This is a genomic window from Kamptonema animale CS-326, from assembly GCF_028330895.1.
In the GTDB taxonomy this organism is placed as follows: Bacteria; Cyanobacteriota; Cyanobacteriia; order Cyanobacteriales; family Microcoleaceae; genus Kamptonema; species Kamptonema formosum.
Genome location: NZ_JAQMUA010000200.1, coordinates 1 through 14,979, shown reverse-complemented (window position 1 = coordinate 14,979; position 14,979 = coordinate 1). Strand labels below are relative to the sequence as shown.

14 protein-coding genes are annotated in these 14,979 nt (G+C 43.4%); 8 read left to right on the top strand and 6 right to left on the bottom strand.

Translation table 11 applies throughout. From position 1 onward, the window contains the following. The first annotated feature begins 103 nt into the window (after nt 1-103). On the top strand, nt 104-517 hold the full coding sequence (locus tag PN499_RS11625) for an ester cyclase (RefSeq protein WP_272032037.1): 414 nt from the start codon (nt 104-106) through the stop codon (nt 515-517). Nucleotides 518-757: 240 nt separating this feature from the next. Here PN499_RS11625 and PN499_RS11620 read toward each other — a convergent pair whose 3' ends face one another. From PN499_RS11620 to PN499_RS11605, 4 genes are all read right to left on the bottom strand, one after another. Then, nucleotides 758-1,297 carry a DUF1349 domain-containing protein gene (locus tag PN499_RS11620; protein WP_272032036.1) on the bottom strand — a complete coding sequence of 180 codons (540 nt, stop codon included), beginning with the start codon at nt 1,295-1,297 and terminating at the stop codon, nt 758-760. 61 nt (nt 1,298-1,358) lie between these two features. After that, nucleotides 1,359-2,330, bottom strand: a complete 972-nt coding sequence (locus PN499_RS11615; protein WP_272032035.1) for an NUDIX hydrolase — start codon at nt 2,328-2,330, stop codon at nt 1,359-1,361. Next, a complete protein-coding gene (locus PN499_RS11610) occupies nt 2,323-3,432 on the bottom strand; it encodes a DegT/DnrJ/EryC1/StrS family aminotransferase (RefSeq protein WP_272032034.1) in 1,110 nt (369 codons plus the stop codon). Before PN499_RS11610 ends, PN499_RS11615 begins: the two co-directional genes overlap by 8 nt. Nucleotides 3,433-3,565: 133 nt before the next feature. Next, the gene (locus PN499_RS11605) at nt 3,566-3,913 is read right to left on the bottom strand and encodes a polysaccharide biosynthesis C-terminal domain-containing protein (protein ID WP_272032032.1); all 348 of its coding nucleotides are present in this window, start codon (nt 3,911-3,913) and stop codon (nt 3,566-3,568) included. Between the two features lie 288 nt (nt 3,914-4,201). Here PN499_RS11605 and PN499_RS11600 point away from each other — a divergent pair, with 288 nt between their 5' ends. The 6 genes from PN499_RS11600 (at nt 4,202) to PN499_RS11575 (ending at nt 9,816) form a co-directional block, all read left to right on the top strand. Beyond that, complete coding sequence (locus PN499_RS11600; protein WP_272032031.1) at nt 4,202-5,815, top strand: alpha-amylase family glycosyl hydrolase; 1,614 nt, start codon at nt 4,202-4,204, stop codon at nt 5,813-5,815. Between the two features lie 200 nt (nt 5,816-6,015). Further along, the gene (locus PN499_RS11595; RefSeq protein ID WP_272032030.1) at nt 6,016-6,747 is read left to right on the top strand and encodes a TylF/MycF/NovP-related O-methyltransferase; all 732 of its coding nucleotides are present in this window, start codon (nt 6,016-6,018) and stop codon (nt 6,745-6,747) included. After that, nucleotides 6,731-6,880 (top strand): hypothetical protein, encoded by a 150-nt coding sequence (locus PN499_RS11590; protein ID WP_272032029.1) that lies wholly within the window; start codon nt 6,731-6,733, stop codon nt 6,878-6,880. Before PN499_RS11595 ends, PN499_RS11590 begins: the two co-directional genes overlap by 17 nt. Continuing rightward, nucleotides 6,870-8,165, top strand: coding sequence for an acyltransferase family protein (locus PN499_RS11585; protein ID WP_272032028.1), 1,296 nt, complete (start codon nt 6,870-6,872; stop codon nt 8,163-8,165). Before PN499_RS11590 ends, PN499_RS11585 begins: the two co-directional genes overlap by 11 nt. 198 nt (nt 8,166-8,363) lie before the next feature. Continuing rightward, entirely contained in the window at nt 8,364-9,062 is a 699-nt protein-coding gene (locus tag PN499_RS11580) for a glycosyltransferase domain-containing protein (RefSeq protein ID WP_272032027.1), read from the top strand. Nucleotides 9,063-9,168: 106 nt separating this feature from the next. Continuing rightward, a complete protein-coding gene (locus PN499_RS11575; protein WP_272032026.1) occupies nt 9,169-9,816 on the top strand; it encodes a histidine phosphatase family protein in 648 nt (215 codons plus the stop codon). A 64-nt stretch (nt 9,817-9,880) separates the two neighbouring features. Here PN499_RS11575 and PN499_RS11570 read toward each other — a convergent pair whose 3' ends face one another. Both PN499_RS11570 and PN499_RS11565 read right to left on the bottom strand, forming a co-directional pair. Continuing rightward, entirely contained in the window at nt 9,881-10,945 is a 1,065-nt protein-coding gene (locus PN499_RS11570) for a glycosyltransferase family 4 protein (protein ID WP_272032025.1), read from the bottom strand. Between the two features lie 584 nt (nt 10,946-11,529). Then, a complete protein-coding gene (locus PN499_RS11565) occupies nt 11,530-13,287 on the bottom strand; it encodes a serine/threonine protein kinase (RefSeq protein ID WP_272032023.1) in 1,758 nt (585 codons plus the stop codon). A 108-nt stretch (nt 13,288-13,395) separates the two neighbouring features. On the opposite strand from PN499_RS11565, the gene PN499_RS11560 reads away from it, so the two are divergent. Continuing rightward, entirely contained in the window at nt 13,396-14,763 is a 1,368-nt protein-coding gene (locus PN499_RS11560) for a lipid-A-disaccharide synthase-related protein (protein WP_272032022.1), read from the top strand. Nucleotides 14,764-14,979: the final 216 nt, after the last annotated feature.

Sequence of the window (14,979 nt, the reverse complement as noted above, 5' to 3'; positions counted from 1 at the left end):
TCGCAATGACAAGTATTTAACCGGACATGATATAAGTTCTCACAAGTTTACAAAGTCACAGCATTGGTGTATGATTTGCCTGTCAAAGTAGAAATGAAATTGTATGAATAGCCTGACTAATAAAGAAGTAGTTAAACTGTTTTTTGAAATCTATAACAATCAAGATTACGAAGCTGCATATAAGTATATTGTACCCAATTATCTAGATCATGGGCTACCTCAAGTGCGAAGCGTCGAGGATGCGATTGAGATCCTAAAAGCGACTCACAAAGCCTTTCCAGATATCAAAGTAGTGATTGACGATCTCATTGAAGAAAATGACAAAGTTGTATTTCGAGGTCACTTTACAGCTACCCACCTGGGTGAGTTTGTTGGTATGGCTGCTAGTGGAGTGAAAATAGAATTTGAGGCGTTAGAAATATTTAAGATTGAGAACCAGCAGATTACAGAATCTTGGGGATATTGGCCAATGTCAGATATTGTCAGCCAGATTCAAGCTTCTGAGAAAATTGATTGATGACCAAAGTGTGAGTGCAACTTCACAACCCTCATCGACAAATTTTTAATACCATTTCTCTAAAATCATGCAACACTCTTCGACCCCCCTAGCCCCATCTCCGATTTATCTGTAAAAGTCGCAGAGTTGCCTAAAATCATGCAACACTCTTCGACCCCCCTAGCCCCCCTTGCAAAGGGGGGGACAAGAATACTGTTGCATACTTTTTTGAAATTGGTATAAAGTAGGATGAAAGGAAGATTAAGATCCTGTAGCATTGACCTGATAATCTTCAAACGTTACCTCGAATCCATCTCCGTCTGGGGAGGCACACATAACGCCTACTTGAAGCGTTTGATAGGGTAAATACGTCATTCTGAGCATTGCATAGTTAGCAGTTTCATTTAAGTAGAAAATTTGGATAGCTTCTTTACAGCGTTCAACCCGCAAGTGTAAAACATCAGGGGGATTTAGTAACGGAATGACTGACCAATCTGAATAGTCATGGGTAACAACAGCACTCAGATTTTGTACGCCATCAACATATTCAATACCCGTCTTGATCCAATGCTTTTCATCCGCACGCAGCATGATACCCGCCTGGTCGTAGATATCCTTGTAATTGCCGCGTATTTTGACATCAATCACAAAATCAGTGCTGATGGAATCAAAGTAAAAATGTCCGGTGTCGCGAATAAACCCATAATGGGTAATTCGCCAAAAATCTGTTTTGGGAGAAGTTTTGACAATCAAGCGATCGCCTGAGTCTGTCCATTGAGAGGGTTCATTGAGCCATTGCATAGAGTTTTATCCTGTTCAAAATATTTGATTACCAGCGGTGTCAGGTCTTTCTATCTACCGTTCACCAATGCTGTTGAACTAAGTATTCTAAGCCCAAGCGAGAGGAAAACATCAGAGCGCAAGGTTCTTGCTCTCCGGGTAACAGTCCATTTTCTAGCAAAACTTCAGCTTCAGCTTTATTGCGAATGCCAACCAAAGAAGAATGCTCTTCCCAATGACCCGCTCGAAAATGGCGATCGCGCATTTCCGTTTGCACCACAAAGACCAAATCAACTTCTCCCGTGATCGGATTGCCGGACATCCCAATAAACCGAGTATTCGTCTCATTTAAGGTCATGGTAACATTCACTTCTTCCTCCAATTCCCGTTGAGCATCTTGATAAAAATTGATGTCTTGAACTGTAGGAGAAAATGTAGCCCAACCCGCCACAAAATTGAGAACGCCTGTGTAATCCGATGAAGTCGATCGCTTACCAATGTAGACATTACCATCCGCAGTCAGCGGAACCACCGCCACCCCAACTCCCCTAGCAAAATAGGCATAGGGATCTTGGTAAGTAGCCAGTCCGCGCATCATCAGCTTCAGGGATTCCAACGAACTCCGAGTCAAATCCTGACGACAACGTGGGTAGCTAGTGGGCCCAACTTCCAAGGTGAGGGTGTCTTGACTGCGCGACCAGAATCCAGCTACTCCCGCCCCAGACCAGCGGACTTTGCGATCGTCATAGCTTTTGGGTTTAGTGCCATCTGCGAGAAGACCAATACGAATCTGGGGATCGATCGCAGCTTGCAAATAAGCCTGGAAGTGCGTATCAAGGGGGCGATCGTTGAGATTTTGAGGCCCATGTCCCTCCCGCACCTGAATTCTGGTTACACCGGCCACCTCATCGGGATGGAGTAAGTGAAGAAAGTCGCGACCTGCAATCAGCGCCTCAGATAACGCTTTACCCTGGGGCAAATCTGCCAGAGCCGCAACTACCTGCTCGCGACAGGCAAGATATTCGGAGGTTTGAGAGAGAAGAGATTCAAGCACTTTCCAATTGCTCGCAAAGCTGATAGAACTGGTGAATTTGGGCGATGATAAAATCTAGTTCTTCATCTGTCAAACCATAGGATGACGGTAAAGAAATTCCGCGCTCGTAAGCAGATGTACTAACGGGATAGGTCATGCTGGGATCTGTCCAGTCTTGATAACAAGGTTGAAGATGAAGCGGACAGAAAAAGATGCGGGTTTGAATTCCGCGCTCGGCTAAATAGTCAGCCAGTTTAGCCCGGTTTTCAGCATAGAAAGAGGTAAACCAGTGGACGGGCTTACAGCGTGGGTCTATAAAGAGCGGCTGCAACTGGGGCAGGTTTACTAAACCAGCCATGTAAGCGTCATAAATTTGCTGTTTGCGTTTAATAATTGCAGGTAACTTTCTGAGTTGGGCAACACCGATAGCTGCCTGCATTTCTGTCATGGAAAAATTAAAGCCAATATGTTCGTGGACAAAGGTACCGCGACGCGATCGCCCATGATTCTTCAGCCGACGGCAGGTCTGGGCAATAGTATCAATATCAGTGAGAATAATCCCACCTTCACCACAGGTGATCGTTTTGTTGCCATAGAAGGAAATAGCGCCTGCATCTCCGTAATAGCCAACATGGCGATCGTTGAATTCTACTCCGATCGCCTGTGCTGCATCTTCAATTACCTTCAACTCAAAGCGCTTAGCGAAGGCGAGTACGGCCTCCATATCTGCACTTTGACCGTACAAATGGACAGGCATAATCCCTTTAGTCTTGTCATTGACCAGTGCTGCGGCTGCTTCTACATCAATACACAGGGTATCTACCCTAACTGGGCAAAATACCGGCTTAGCCCCTGCCATAATTACGGCATTCGCGGAAGCAACAAAAGTCAGGTTGGGGACAATCACCTCATCTCCATGACCGATATCCAGAGCCTTGAGGATGCAGTATAAGGCAGCAGTACCGTTGCAAACAGCAATTGCGTGCTTTGCCCCAGTTAAAGCCCTAATGCCAGCTTCAAACTCCTCTGTCACCTGATTCTCAGTTAAGTAGGTTGATTCCATCACCCGCTTAACTTCTTGCCATTCACTATCATCAATCCAAGGTTGAATTTGAGGGATCATATCAATTGTCTTTTTTTAGAAAAATCCGGTTCAGTAAAATATCTGATTTAAAGCTTCTCAGATGAGAACTCATTACCTTAACACCGATCGCACAAGAAGCTCAACTTTACTGTCTCCTTACTGGTTAATTTAATTAATCTGGTGCAAGGGTGTGCAAATCTGGATCGGCAGGATCGAAAGCAACATCCAGTAGTGCAATTTGTTCGCTGTCTTCTAGGTAGTGCAAGGTGTGAAGCATATAAGGCTTAATCTGCACTCCTTCTCCTGAGTTCAAAATAAACCGCTGTTTTTGTTCCGGGCGATCGCACTCTTGCAGTTCTACCTCTGCCTTACCGCGCACCAGAAAAATCAGTTCATTGGTTCTAGTATGGAAATGCCCACCTCGAATTTGACCAGCTTTAGTTTTGACAAAATTTACTTCCTGCCAAACCCCTTGATTCACAAGACCCAGAAATAAACCCCTTCGATCCGATTGGTTCATGTAGCAAGGTATCTTTGCAGCTTCAAACACTATTTCACCTCATGGATTAAGATTTACCGAAGCAGGGATGCGGTAGTTCATAGGCTTGTACAAATGCGTCAATTCTCAGAAATTAGCTAGCTCTAGCATCTGACGAATTAGCCCAATTATCTGCTTCCTACGAATTATCTAAATATATACCTTTTGAGGTATTGACGAAATTTCCTCATTTTTAAGGTTAGGATTGAAGAGGGATATGGGAGGATGGATCTACCTAAATTTGAATGATTTTAATTATCCATAGCCCTAATGTCTCATTCTCCTTGGTGGAAGTCTGCCGTTATTTATCAACCTTATCTGCGTAGCTTTCAGGACTCGAATGGAGATGGCATTGGTGATATCCCTGGCATTATCCAGCAACTAGATTATTTAGAATGGTTGGGGATAGATACCGTCTGGGTGACACCCTTCTACCCCTCTCCCATGGCCGATTTTGGGTATGATGTCAGCGATCATACAAATATTGACCCTGTTTTTGGAACCCTTGCAGATATAGATAGCTTGATCCAACAGTTGCACGATCGCCATCTCAAGATATTGATTGACTTTGTTGCCGCACATACTAGCGATCGGCATCAGTGGTTTATTGAATCCCGCAGTTCGCGTTCTCATCCCAAGCGAGACTGGTATATATGGAAAGATCCAAAGCCAGATGGTAGTCCTCCCAATAATTGGCTAGGACGTTTTGATGGGCTTTCTGCCTGGGAATGGGACGATAAAACAGAGCAATACTATCTACACTCGTTTCTCAAAGAGCAGCCAGATATCAATTGGCGTAACGCCGATGCTAAAAAGGCGATGTTGGATGTACTGCATTTTTGGTTACAGCGAGGCGTGGATGGATTTCGAGTTGATGCCGCCTATCGTGCCTTCAAAGATTTGGAATTTCGAGATAATCCGGTGAATTCTGACTGGCATCCCGGCATGGAACCATCCGATCGCCTGTTTGAAGTCTTCAGCAAAAATATACCAGAAATTCACGATTTCAATCGTATGCTGCGGACGCTTGTAGATGGTTATGAAAATCGTCTTTTAATCGGTGAACTATATAAGCCACTAGAAGAAATTATCAAGCACTATGGCTCAAATAATGACGAATTTCATTTACCCCTCAATTCAGAATTGATGTCATCTGATTGTCAATGGAGTGCAGAGTCCATCCGAGAAATTGTCGATCGTTACGAGAGACTGCTACCTGAAGGTGCATGGCCAAATTGGACATTAGGTAATCATGACAAGCATCGCGTCGCCAGCAGAATTGGGATTCATCAAGCCAAAATCGCTATGATGCTACTGCTTACCCTTCGTGGTACACCAACGATCTACTACGGAGAGGAACTGGGAATGGAGGACGGCTGGATTCCCTCCGAGCACATTCAAGATCCTTGGGAAAAAAAAGCTCCTGGCATTGGGGTGGGGCGCGATCCCGAACGCACGCCGATGCTCTGGGATGACTCTGCTAATGCGGGCTTCTGTTCAGAATCAGTCCAGCCTTGGTTGCCGATCGCTCACGACTACAGCACTATCAATGTCAAGGCCCAGAAGCATAACTCCCGATCGTGTCTCTCACTTACGCGGGCGCTGTTGCGCTTGCGTCGGCAACAATCCGCACTGCAACTGGGTGATTACATTTCTTTATACTCATCCCCACAGCTTTTCTGCTATCGACGCTTTAATCAGGAATCGGATCTCGTTGTGGCTTTGAATTTCAGTTCTGAATACCAGGAATGGACATTACCAGTGGAGTTTCGCAACCAGTCAACAGTTCTCCTCTCGACATTCATGGATCGTCGGGGAGGGAAACTGGGACACAGCATTGAGCTACGAGGAAATGAAGGTGCGATCGTTCAGCGTCGCCCCTAGTCCCTAGTTATACTTACTGAGGAGCTGACTCCCTACACTGAAACAGGAAATAAATTTTAAGTGCCCAAGATATCGCTCTTGTCCACTTTATGTCAATCTTATGTAGCAGAAAAGATGAGCATTAATCTATTGCTCATCTATAATCATGAAAGCTTTGCAGCCCCCATCCTTTTAAACTATCCCCACTCCTCCTTGTGATTATGAATACTGAGCGCACGATCGTTTTCTCCACGAAGCATCAAGTGACCATGAAAGATATGGTCACACTAGATATTGACAAAGATCGGGTATTCATGGATTTATTTGAGCAGGTAAGGCCTTACACAATGACCAGCATCGAGGCACTCTTTGCGCTTTATACATCGGTGAACTATGTACTCGATCGCCAGATACCCGGCGACATTGTAGAATGCGGAGTTTGGAGAGGAGGGAGTGCTTTACTTGCTGCCTTGATTATGAAAGCGCGAAAAGTTAGCGATCGCCAGCTATATCTGTATGACACATTTCAGGGTATGCCAACCCCCACTGAATTTGATGTGGACAAATATGGACGTACTGGCTTTGAAATGATGGAGCAATATGGGGACGAAGTTGGTTGGTGTTACGCTTCATTAGAAGATGTTCAAGCAGCTTTCTCCGTCCATAATTTTGATTTTGAGATTCATTTTGTGCAAGGAGATGTCATTGAGACATTGGAAAAGATTAAGCCAGAAATCATCTCTGTTTTGCGTCTAGATACCGATTGGTATGAATCCACAGCCCTTGAGTTTCAGCTTCTCTACCCTCGACTCTCCACAGGAGGCGTTCTGATCGTTGATGACTATGGCTGCTGGGCTGGATCGCGCAAAGCGACGGATGACTACTTCCGTGAGGTTCCTGGCCCAATGCTGACACGGATTGATAAGGAAGTGCGCCTTGGGATCAAGATCTAGTAGCACTTGGCGTAAGTCAACTAACTGCAATAGTATCCGTAACGCCGCCATCCTGGCGGTATTCTTACCTCGCCTGTTGGCGGCAATACTGCGATCGCGCCTAAGTCCTGAGTTAGATTCTGATGGAAATTAATACAAAAACGGAGCCTGATAGTAGAAGCGATCGCTCTTTAGAAAAAAATTCAAGCTACGACTCCAATTTAGAGGGGATTAGAGGACTTGCTGCACTTTCAGTAGCATCATTTCATGTTTTTGGGATAAAAAACTCTTTAGACCCTACCTATCATCCCAACATTTATTTTAGTTATTTACAAGCGGCACATACTGCTGTTTTACTATTCTTTGTTCTCTCAGGCTATGTCATTGGCTTAACGACCACAAAAGAGTTCTCAATTCAGCAGGTTCATAATTATATATTACGCCGAGTTATTAGAATTTTACCAATTTATTTAATTGCTATTTGTTTGGGAGTATTGGCTGAACCAACTGAAAAATTAAATATAGTTTTAGGGAATTTATTTTTTTTGCAAAATTTTGATAAATACTTTTCTTTTTCTTTACATCCCATAGCAGGTGATGCTGCTCTATGGAGTTTGAATTATGAAGTTCTATATTATTTAGTTTTTATTTTAGTCTGGTGGTTGCGATCTAAAATTTTAGATTTATTTTTATTTGCTCTTCTAATCAGTATAGTTGGCTGGTTTATGCCATTATTTCCACAATTTATTTCTGGTTATGCTTCTGGATGGATTTTTTGGTTGAGTGGATTATTATTATCATGGAAAGTACAAACTTCTAGTCAGAGAGAATCAGTTTTCCCTCTGATTAGCTATATTTTATTATTTCATGCTACCAATCATTTTTTCACCGATAAATCGATTTTAAGCGTCCTCGGTTTTCCCAATCCAGTTGCTAGCTTTGTCAATTTGTCTGACCTAGTATTTCTGCCAATCTGTATATTAATAATCTGTGAGATCGCAGGTCGCTATTTTTATGGTTTTATTTATCTGCGTTTACTCTGTTTCCTCCTCCCTATTTTTCAACTGTCGGGAATAATTTTGAAAGGAAGCATTTTTGAAAATCCGCAATTGGTAGTAGCATCTTTTTTTACTATGCTTGCAATTCTCTTGGTTAACTATAATACATCTGTGCATATTTTGAAAAAAATTCCTTTGATGGGTCGTATTTCTTATGCTTTTTATCTATTACATATGCCGATTGCGGTGCTAATGCGTAAATACTTTCCTTGGCAAGGAACAGTTTTAAGTTTCTCCCTGGGTTTATTAATTTGGCTGGTTATTACAATATCATTATCAAGTTTTCTAGAGCTTATTATCCAACCTAAAGTTAAATCCCAGTGGCTGTTGTACTGGACAGTCAAAGTTACTGATAATGTGTCAGTAAAACATGGGGTTTAGTGAACTCTCTTCCTCTTCTTTCCTTTCTTTCCCTAGCCCCTTGTTACCCTAACCGACGAAAGCGGTTACTATATATTTTGGTGATATCAGCGTGAGCGTTAATAACGATATCGCGATATAATTCTGATACAAAAGGATTTGATCTAACAGGTTAAAGTCTGTCTAAGTAGAATCAAGAAATGAAGCAAATAGAGGTTTATGCAAATTCCTGAAGAACCTGTTTTCATCACCTTATGCGACGCAGGTAGTCCGCGCGTCCAACCACTGTATTCATCATTGCAGGGTAACTTGCGTATCCTCGATAATTACTGTCCGCGACTCGGACTCCTCTCAAAAATATTCAAGGTTCGCGACTTCTTAGCTTCTGATACCGATATTGCTGACGACACAATCATAGTCTTTACGGATGCCTATGATGTGCTGTGCATTCGTTACGATCCTGCTGGATTAGCAGCAGACTTTAGTGCCACAGGTAGAGATATTATCATCAGTGCCGAAACTGTATTTTGCCACCACAGCGCCGATGTACTTCCCTTCTTTTTGTCTAACTATTTAGGGCATCCAGCAAAGTATCTCAATAGTGGCTTTATTATTGGCTACAAATGGGCTTATCTCCGTATGCTTAACTATATTGCCAATAATTTTGTGGAGAAATACATGATGGATTGCCGTCAGAATGACCAGCGTGTAATTTCGCGATTTATGTTAGAAAACTCTGAACTGGGTCTGTTGAATATGGATATCGACAGCAAGTTTAAATTCTGCTATACCCACACCTACGACAATAATCCACTATGCTGTGACAATTTGGGATCTTATTTTGTCCATGTAACCTGGCTGGCGCTGGAAATACAGAAACAAGCCTACGAGGAGATACAGAGAGTTTTCAATATTTAGAAATTTCAGCAGGGTTGATTCAAAATTGGTCAAACGAGCCTGGAAATCAAAACCCTGCCGTAGAAATAGAACCTTCCTTATCAATCACTATCTATAGGATCAAAAAATGAAACTTGTCATTGTACGCCATGGGGAAACCGAGTGGAATGTACAGCATAAGGTTACGGGGCAACTCGATAGTCCATTGACACCCAAAGGAATCAGGCAGGCCCATGCTATTGCCGATCGCTTACTGCGTTTTTCATTCACCACTTTATACAGCAGTGACCTGGGTCGTGCTGTTCAAACAGCCAATATCATTGCTGAAGTATGTGGAAAGAAAGTTATTTTCGAGCCGCAATTACGAGAGTGGAACATGGGAATATTTGAGGGATTAACAGTCTCTGAAATGCACGAGAAGTTTCCACAGGAACGGCAAGACTATGAACGTATTGGCTTTGAGTACGTCATCCCAGAAGGAGAAAGTTTAAGGCAATGTAGGGATAGAGGCTTTCGCGTCCTGAATGCGATCGCTGAACGACATCTAGATGAAACTGTTGTGGCGATCGCTCATGGTTGTATCTTAATGGTTTTTTTTGAAATGGTGCTGGGTCTCCCACCTGGAAATAGTTGGCGCTTCAAGCTGTATAATGCGAACCTCTGCATTTTTGAGTATGTTAACGGGCGCTGGAGTCTTATTGTTTGGAATGATGTGAGTCATCTCGAAAATATAGAGACTTTCAGTAAGGATTCAGGTATAAGCTTGAGGAATTAAAAAAGGGGTTTGTACATTAGACTTAATCATAGCTTGTAGAGATTGTTCAACTTGACGCTTAATACTATTTCCTTCTTTTTTCCAGCTCAGAGATATAAAAGTCTTCAAGTTGTCGGATATGATTCTTGATATCGTATTGTTGAGCACAGAGAAAGGCGTTGTTAACGATCGTTTCTCTCAGGCGTGCATCGCTTAAGAGTGCTAATATTCCTTCGGCAATTCGATCGCTGTTCTTGTAATCAACAACCCAAGCATTCTCTTTATGTACAGCATAATCCAAAGCACTACCTGCAAGAGTAATAACAGATGGAACTTTAGAAAGCATTGCTTCTACATAGACTTGTCCGAAGGTTTCTTGAATAGAATCTGTAGGCACATGGACGAAAACATCAAATAATCTGAACAGGGCAAAAATATCCTCTTCAAATGGGATTTCAACATAGCTACCATCGGGTAATTGGGACAACTTATTTGTGATGCTGATAATGTCTTCGTATTGAGGCGCAACGATGTCTTCTTTGCGCGCATTGCGAATTTTATCCTCCAGGCTGGCACGATTTGTATGTGTACCTGAAAGAACTAAGATTGCATTAGGATAAGCTTCGAGAACCTGCTTGTGTGCTTCAATGACGTATTCAACTCCTTTCCATCTGACATACCTCGCAGCTACACCAATAACAGGGCCTTGATGATTTGCTAGATACTTGGAGCGCAATTTATCAATGCGCGAATTGTCTACATTTTCAAATTCACTAACATCAAATCCCGTTGGTATAATTGTGATTTTATCCTCTGGTATCCCGTCTTCTATCATGCCTTGTTTGCTGGTGTTGGTAACACCAATAACATTGGTGGCACATTCCCATATTAAGCGATGCTTGCTGGGAGCATGACGCGAATAGTATTTAATCGAAGGATGTTCTCTGGTGAAGATTCGTACTGGAATATGGGCGTAATAAGCAGCTTGCATTCCCACCAAGCTACCCGCGAACCAATGAGTATGAACAATATTGGTGTTGTTTCTCCTCAAGTGTTCGTAGATAAATTTGACTATTTCTGGGGTATTGCTATAATCCTGATATGAGGCAACAGTACAAGGAACATTAATCTGGCTTAAAAAGGAGATCATAGGATCGCCTTCATTCAGAATGATATAGTCAATTGCGAACTTACTCTTGTCGATACATTTGGCGACCAATTCAAAGGGAACCCAACGAATATGGTGCGTGAAGATATAGGTAATTTTAATTTTCTGCTCTGCTATAGCCATAACTGTTATAAGTAGAAGGAAGAAGGAAGAAGGAAGAAGGAAGAAGGAAGAAGAGAGAAGGAAGAAAGAAGAAAAATTTAGTTATCTAGGAGAGAAGGAAGAATGTTTATACACTCAGCTTTTTAGCCATCTAGATCTTATGTTTAATTAGGGGGATTTACTTATTTTAATTACTTTTTTCTCTAATTCTTTAGGACTTACGCAAAAAAAACGGTTTCCGACCAAAATCATCGCTTTTTTCGAGAAAAATTGACGCAGAAACCGGGGTTTTGAGCGGCGTAAGTCCTGTTCTTGTAAAAAACTTGTATGATTGCGATATCTGGCATCAATTAGCACTATTCCTGGTCGATCTCCTCTAGCTAAACTTTTGTCTATTCAATTCTTCCTATCTCCTGCCTTATTTCTGCTTCCTCCTGAATAATTAACAATTACCGATTACCAAATTAGTGCAAATCTCGATCCCAAACACCGATATAAATGCGATCGCTATCATTGCGAACAATCTCACCTTTAAGTCCACCTTTGTTAAAATCAAAGCGATCTGTTCTCCGCTGCTCTACCGACCTAAAACCCTCCATAATTTCATTATTTGCCCCGCCTAACATCCCATTTAAAGTAGTTCGCATCACCAAATCATCTACAGATTGAGCAAAAGAAGCCTCAGTTTGGCGCAATTTCCCAGAATCGCGATCGTAAATATAGCCTAAAGTAATTTGATTCGGCAGCAATTCATAAGTTGCCGTGCGAGTATTTGGCCAAAAACCTCTATTTTTAATCTTAGTTGGCTGTCCCAATTCTCCGATCACCTGACTTTCTGACGTACCAACAGGAAACCCAGGTACTCTCGGTATTTGGTAATTCGTTGCTGGATTTTCTGAGGGTTGCGGTTGGGGTGAAGGTGGCAATTCGGGATCTATTGGTTCCTCAATAGGTGATTCCTGCGGTGTTGGGATGGGGATAGGTGTTGGGATGATTATAGGTGTTGGCGTTGGAGATTCAACAATTGGGGATGGAGTTTCAATTACAGGCGGCGGCGTGACGATCGCACCAGGAGTTGGCGTAACTTCGGGAGTGGGAGTTGGTTGCGGCCGATCGCGTTTTCTTTCCTCAACAACCGGACTAGGGCGCTCCTTAACAGTAGCAGATTCAGGCGATCGCGAAGTCCAGCTATTAATCAAAACCGCAGCAAAACCCATAACACCCGCTAAAATAGCTGCGATCGCCACTAACCCCCAAACAGCAAAAACCTTACAGCCACTTTTCTGAGGCCTTGCCGTTACCCCAGATGTAGCCGTAGCCCCCCCTGAAACCGGATTAGAATGCTGCGGAATCACAGCCACCGTCGGCCCCGTACTCGGCGAATTAGCAGCACTCACAGGCGAATTTACAGCCCCAGCAGGCAACATTGACAGCCACTCATCCACACTAGACGGTCGATATTGAGCCTCCACTGCCATACCCCGCATCACCGCTTGATTCACACCCGGACTTAATTGCGGTTGCAAGTCGCGAGGCGCAGGCATGGGTTGCTGATTTCGCAAAGTTGCCGGTACGGGTACTTGCGCCGTCAACAGCGTGTAAAGCGTCGCCGCCAAACCGTAAACATCCGTCGCCGCCGTCGGTTTACCTTGGCGGAGATACTGCTCCATCGGCGCGTAGCCTTCTGATACCATATTGGTATGAGCTTGCGTTACCCCTGGGGTAAATTCTCGCGCAATGCCAAAATCAATCAGCACTACATCCGTCGTACCTTGGCGCAAAATGATGTTTTGGGGCTTAATATCGCGGTGCAGTAAGCCATTTTGATGGACTACCTTTAAGGCGGCCCCAACTTGGCGAATGTAGTGAATTGCGATCGCCTCCGCTAGCGGGTTGTTAGGAAAAACCACATCTGCTAAAGTCTGGCCAGGAATGTAATCCATGACCATAAAAGGCAACCCATCCTCAACAAAAAAGTCGCTGACTCTGACAATATTTGGGTGAGAGCACAAAGCCAACCTTCGTGCCTCATCTTGAAATTTAGCCTGAAATTCAGCAAAATTGGGATGTTGCCGCAAAGACTCATTCAGGGTTTTAATAACTACAGCCTGTCCTAAATAGTGATGAGTCGCCCTGAAAGTAATGCCAAAACCACCCCGCCCTAGTTCTTGTTCTAGAGTATACTTACCGCCTTGTAACGTTTTGCCAATTAGCGTGTCCATCGAAAATCCTAAATCATAAATTTATAACAGAAGCCAGAAAAATCTAATTATTTAGAAGGGCAGAAGCAGCGATAAAATTTTTTGCTTAGATTATAGGAGAATATTTTAGTGAATACGAAATTAAAATTACTCTGCCTTAGTAATGGTCACGGTGAAGATGCGATCGCCGTTCGCATCTTACGGGAACTACAAAAACATCCTCATCCACCAGAATTAGCTGTCTTACCTTTAGTAGGGGAAGGACAAGCTTACTCTCAATTGGAAAATGTCCCCATTATCGGCCCCGTACAGCGGATGCCTTCGGGAGGGTTCATTTACATGGATGGCCGCCAATTGGTGCGCGATGTCAATTCCGGCTTATTACAATTAACCCTAGCTCAGTTTAAAACTATACGTGCTTGGGCAAAACAGGGTGGCTCGATCTTAGCAGTCGGAGATATTGTCCCACTATTATTTGCCTGGTTGAGCGGTGTCCCCTATGCTTTCGTGGGAACAGCCAAATCGGAATATTATTTGCGAGACGAGGAGGGGCCCCTACCGCGTCGATCGCGGGTGCAGCGTTGGGAAGGGTGGTCGGGATCGGTTTACTTGCCTTGGGAGCGCTGGTTGATGAGTAGGAGGCGCTGTCAGGCTGTTTTTCCCAGGGATGCGCTAACGGCTGAGACTTTGCAACGATTTCGGATTCCAGCCTACAATTTGGGCAATCCGATGATGGATGATTTGCTCTCAGAAAATGCTGAGCCAGCCTTTTACGGGGGTGATATGGAAATCCGGGAGAAACAGCGATCGCTAGTTATCGTACTTTTACCTGGTTCGAGAGCACCAGAAGCTTATGCCAATTGGGAGTTAATTGTTCAGGCGGTAGCGAAGGTAGCTGATGTTTTTCGCGATCGCCATTTGCTCTTTTTGGGTGCGATCGCTCCTAACTTAAGTTTAGAAGCTTTATGTCCACCTCTAGAATCCTCTGGCTGGGAGCAGGAAGGGGGAGGAGTACGAGAAAGGGGAAGCAGAGGAGCAGGAGAGCAAGGGAGTATTTTACAATTACCTGTAGCTAATCCTAAGTTACCAGTACCAAAACCTAAATTACCGATGGCATTTAAGAATAGAAATGCGTCGCTAATTTTGACTCAGCAAAGTTTTAGCGATTGTTTGAATCAAGGAGATTTCGCGATCGCGATGGCGGGAACTGCAACTGAGCAATTTGTTGGTTTAGGAAAACCTGCGATCGCAATTCCCGGAAGTGGCCCCCAGTTTACTTATGCTTTTGCTGAAGCTCAAAGTCGCCTCTTAGGGCCATCGCTAATTCTAGTTAAGCATCCAGCAGAAGTTCCTAGTGTAATTCAATCATTACTCCGCGATCCCGATCGATTGCAACTCATTGCTGAAAATGGCTTGCGTCGCATGGGAGAACCAGGCGCGGCTAGGCGAATTTCTGCTTGTTTGCTTGAGAAGAAGGGGCTAGGGGCTAGGGGCTAGGGACTAGGGAAGAGAGGGGAGATGGGGGAGTAACTTAATTAATTAAAAATTAAAAATGCAAAATTAAAAAAAATGCAAAATTAAAAATTGTTAGATTTAATTTTTAATTTTTAATTTTTAATTTTTAATTCATCGCAGATGGGGAGGATGGGTAATTAGCAATTACAGGACTTACGCACCCAACCAAAGAAACCGGGTTTTTTGACGAAAATACTT

Coding starts and splice junctions, on each gene's coding strand:
- PN499_RS11625 (WP_272032037.1), top strand. CDS start 104: ATGAATAGCCTGACTAATAAAGAAGTAGTTAAACTGTTTTTTGAAATC.
- PN499_RS11620 (WP_272032036.1), bottom strand. CDS start 1,297: ATGCAATGGCTCAATGAACCCTCTCAATGGACAGACTCAGGCGATCGC.
- PN499_RS11610 (WP_272032034.1), bottom strand. CDS start 3,432: ATGATCCCTCAAATTCAACCTTGGATTGATGATAGTGAATGGCAAGAA.
- PN499_RS11605 (WP_272032032.1), bottom strand. CDS start 3,913: ATGAACCAATCGGATCGAAGGGGTTTATTTCTGGGTCTTGTGAATCAA.
- PN499_RS11600 (WP_272032031.1), top strand. CDS start 4,202: ATGTCTCATTCTCCTTGGTGGAAGTCTGCCGTTATTTATCAACCTTAT.
- PN499_RS11595 (WP_272032030.1), top strand. CDS start 6,016: ATGAATACTGAGCGCACGATCGTTTTCTCCACGAAGCATCAAGTGACC.
- PN499_RS11585 (WP_272032028.1), top strand. CDS start 6,870: ATGGAAATTAATACAAAAACGGAGCCTGATAGTAGAAGCGATCGCTCT.
- PN499_RS11580 (WP_272032027.1), top strand. CDS start 8,364: ATGCAAATTCCTGAAGAACCTGTTTTCATCACCTTATGCGACGCAGGT.
- PN499_RS11575 (WP_272032026.1), top strand. CDS start 9,169: ATGAAACTTGTCATTGTACGCCATGGGGAAACCGAGTGGAATGTACAG.
- PN499_RS11570 (WP_272032025.1), bottom strand. CDS start 10,945: ATGATCTCCTTTTTAAGCCAGATTAATGTTCCTTGTACTGTTGCCTCA.
- PN499_RS11565 (WP_272032023.1), bottom strand. CDS start 13,287: ATGGACACGCTAATTGGCAAAACGTTACAAGGCGGTAAGTATACTCTA.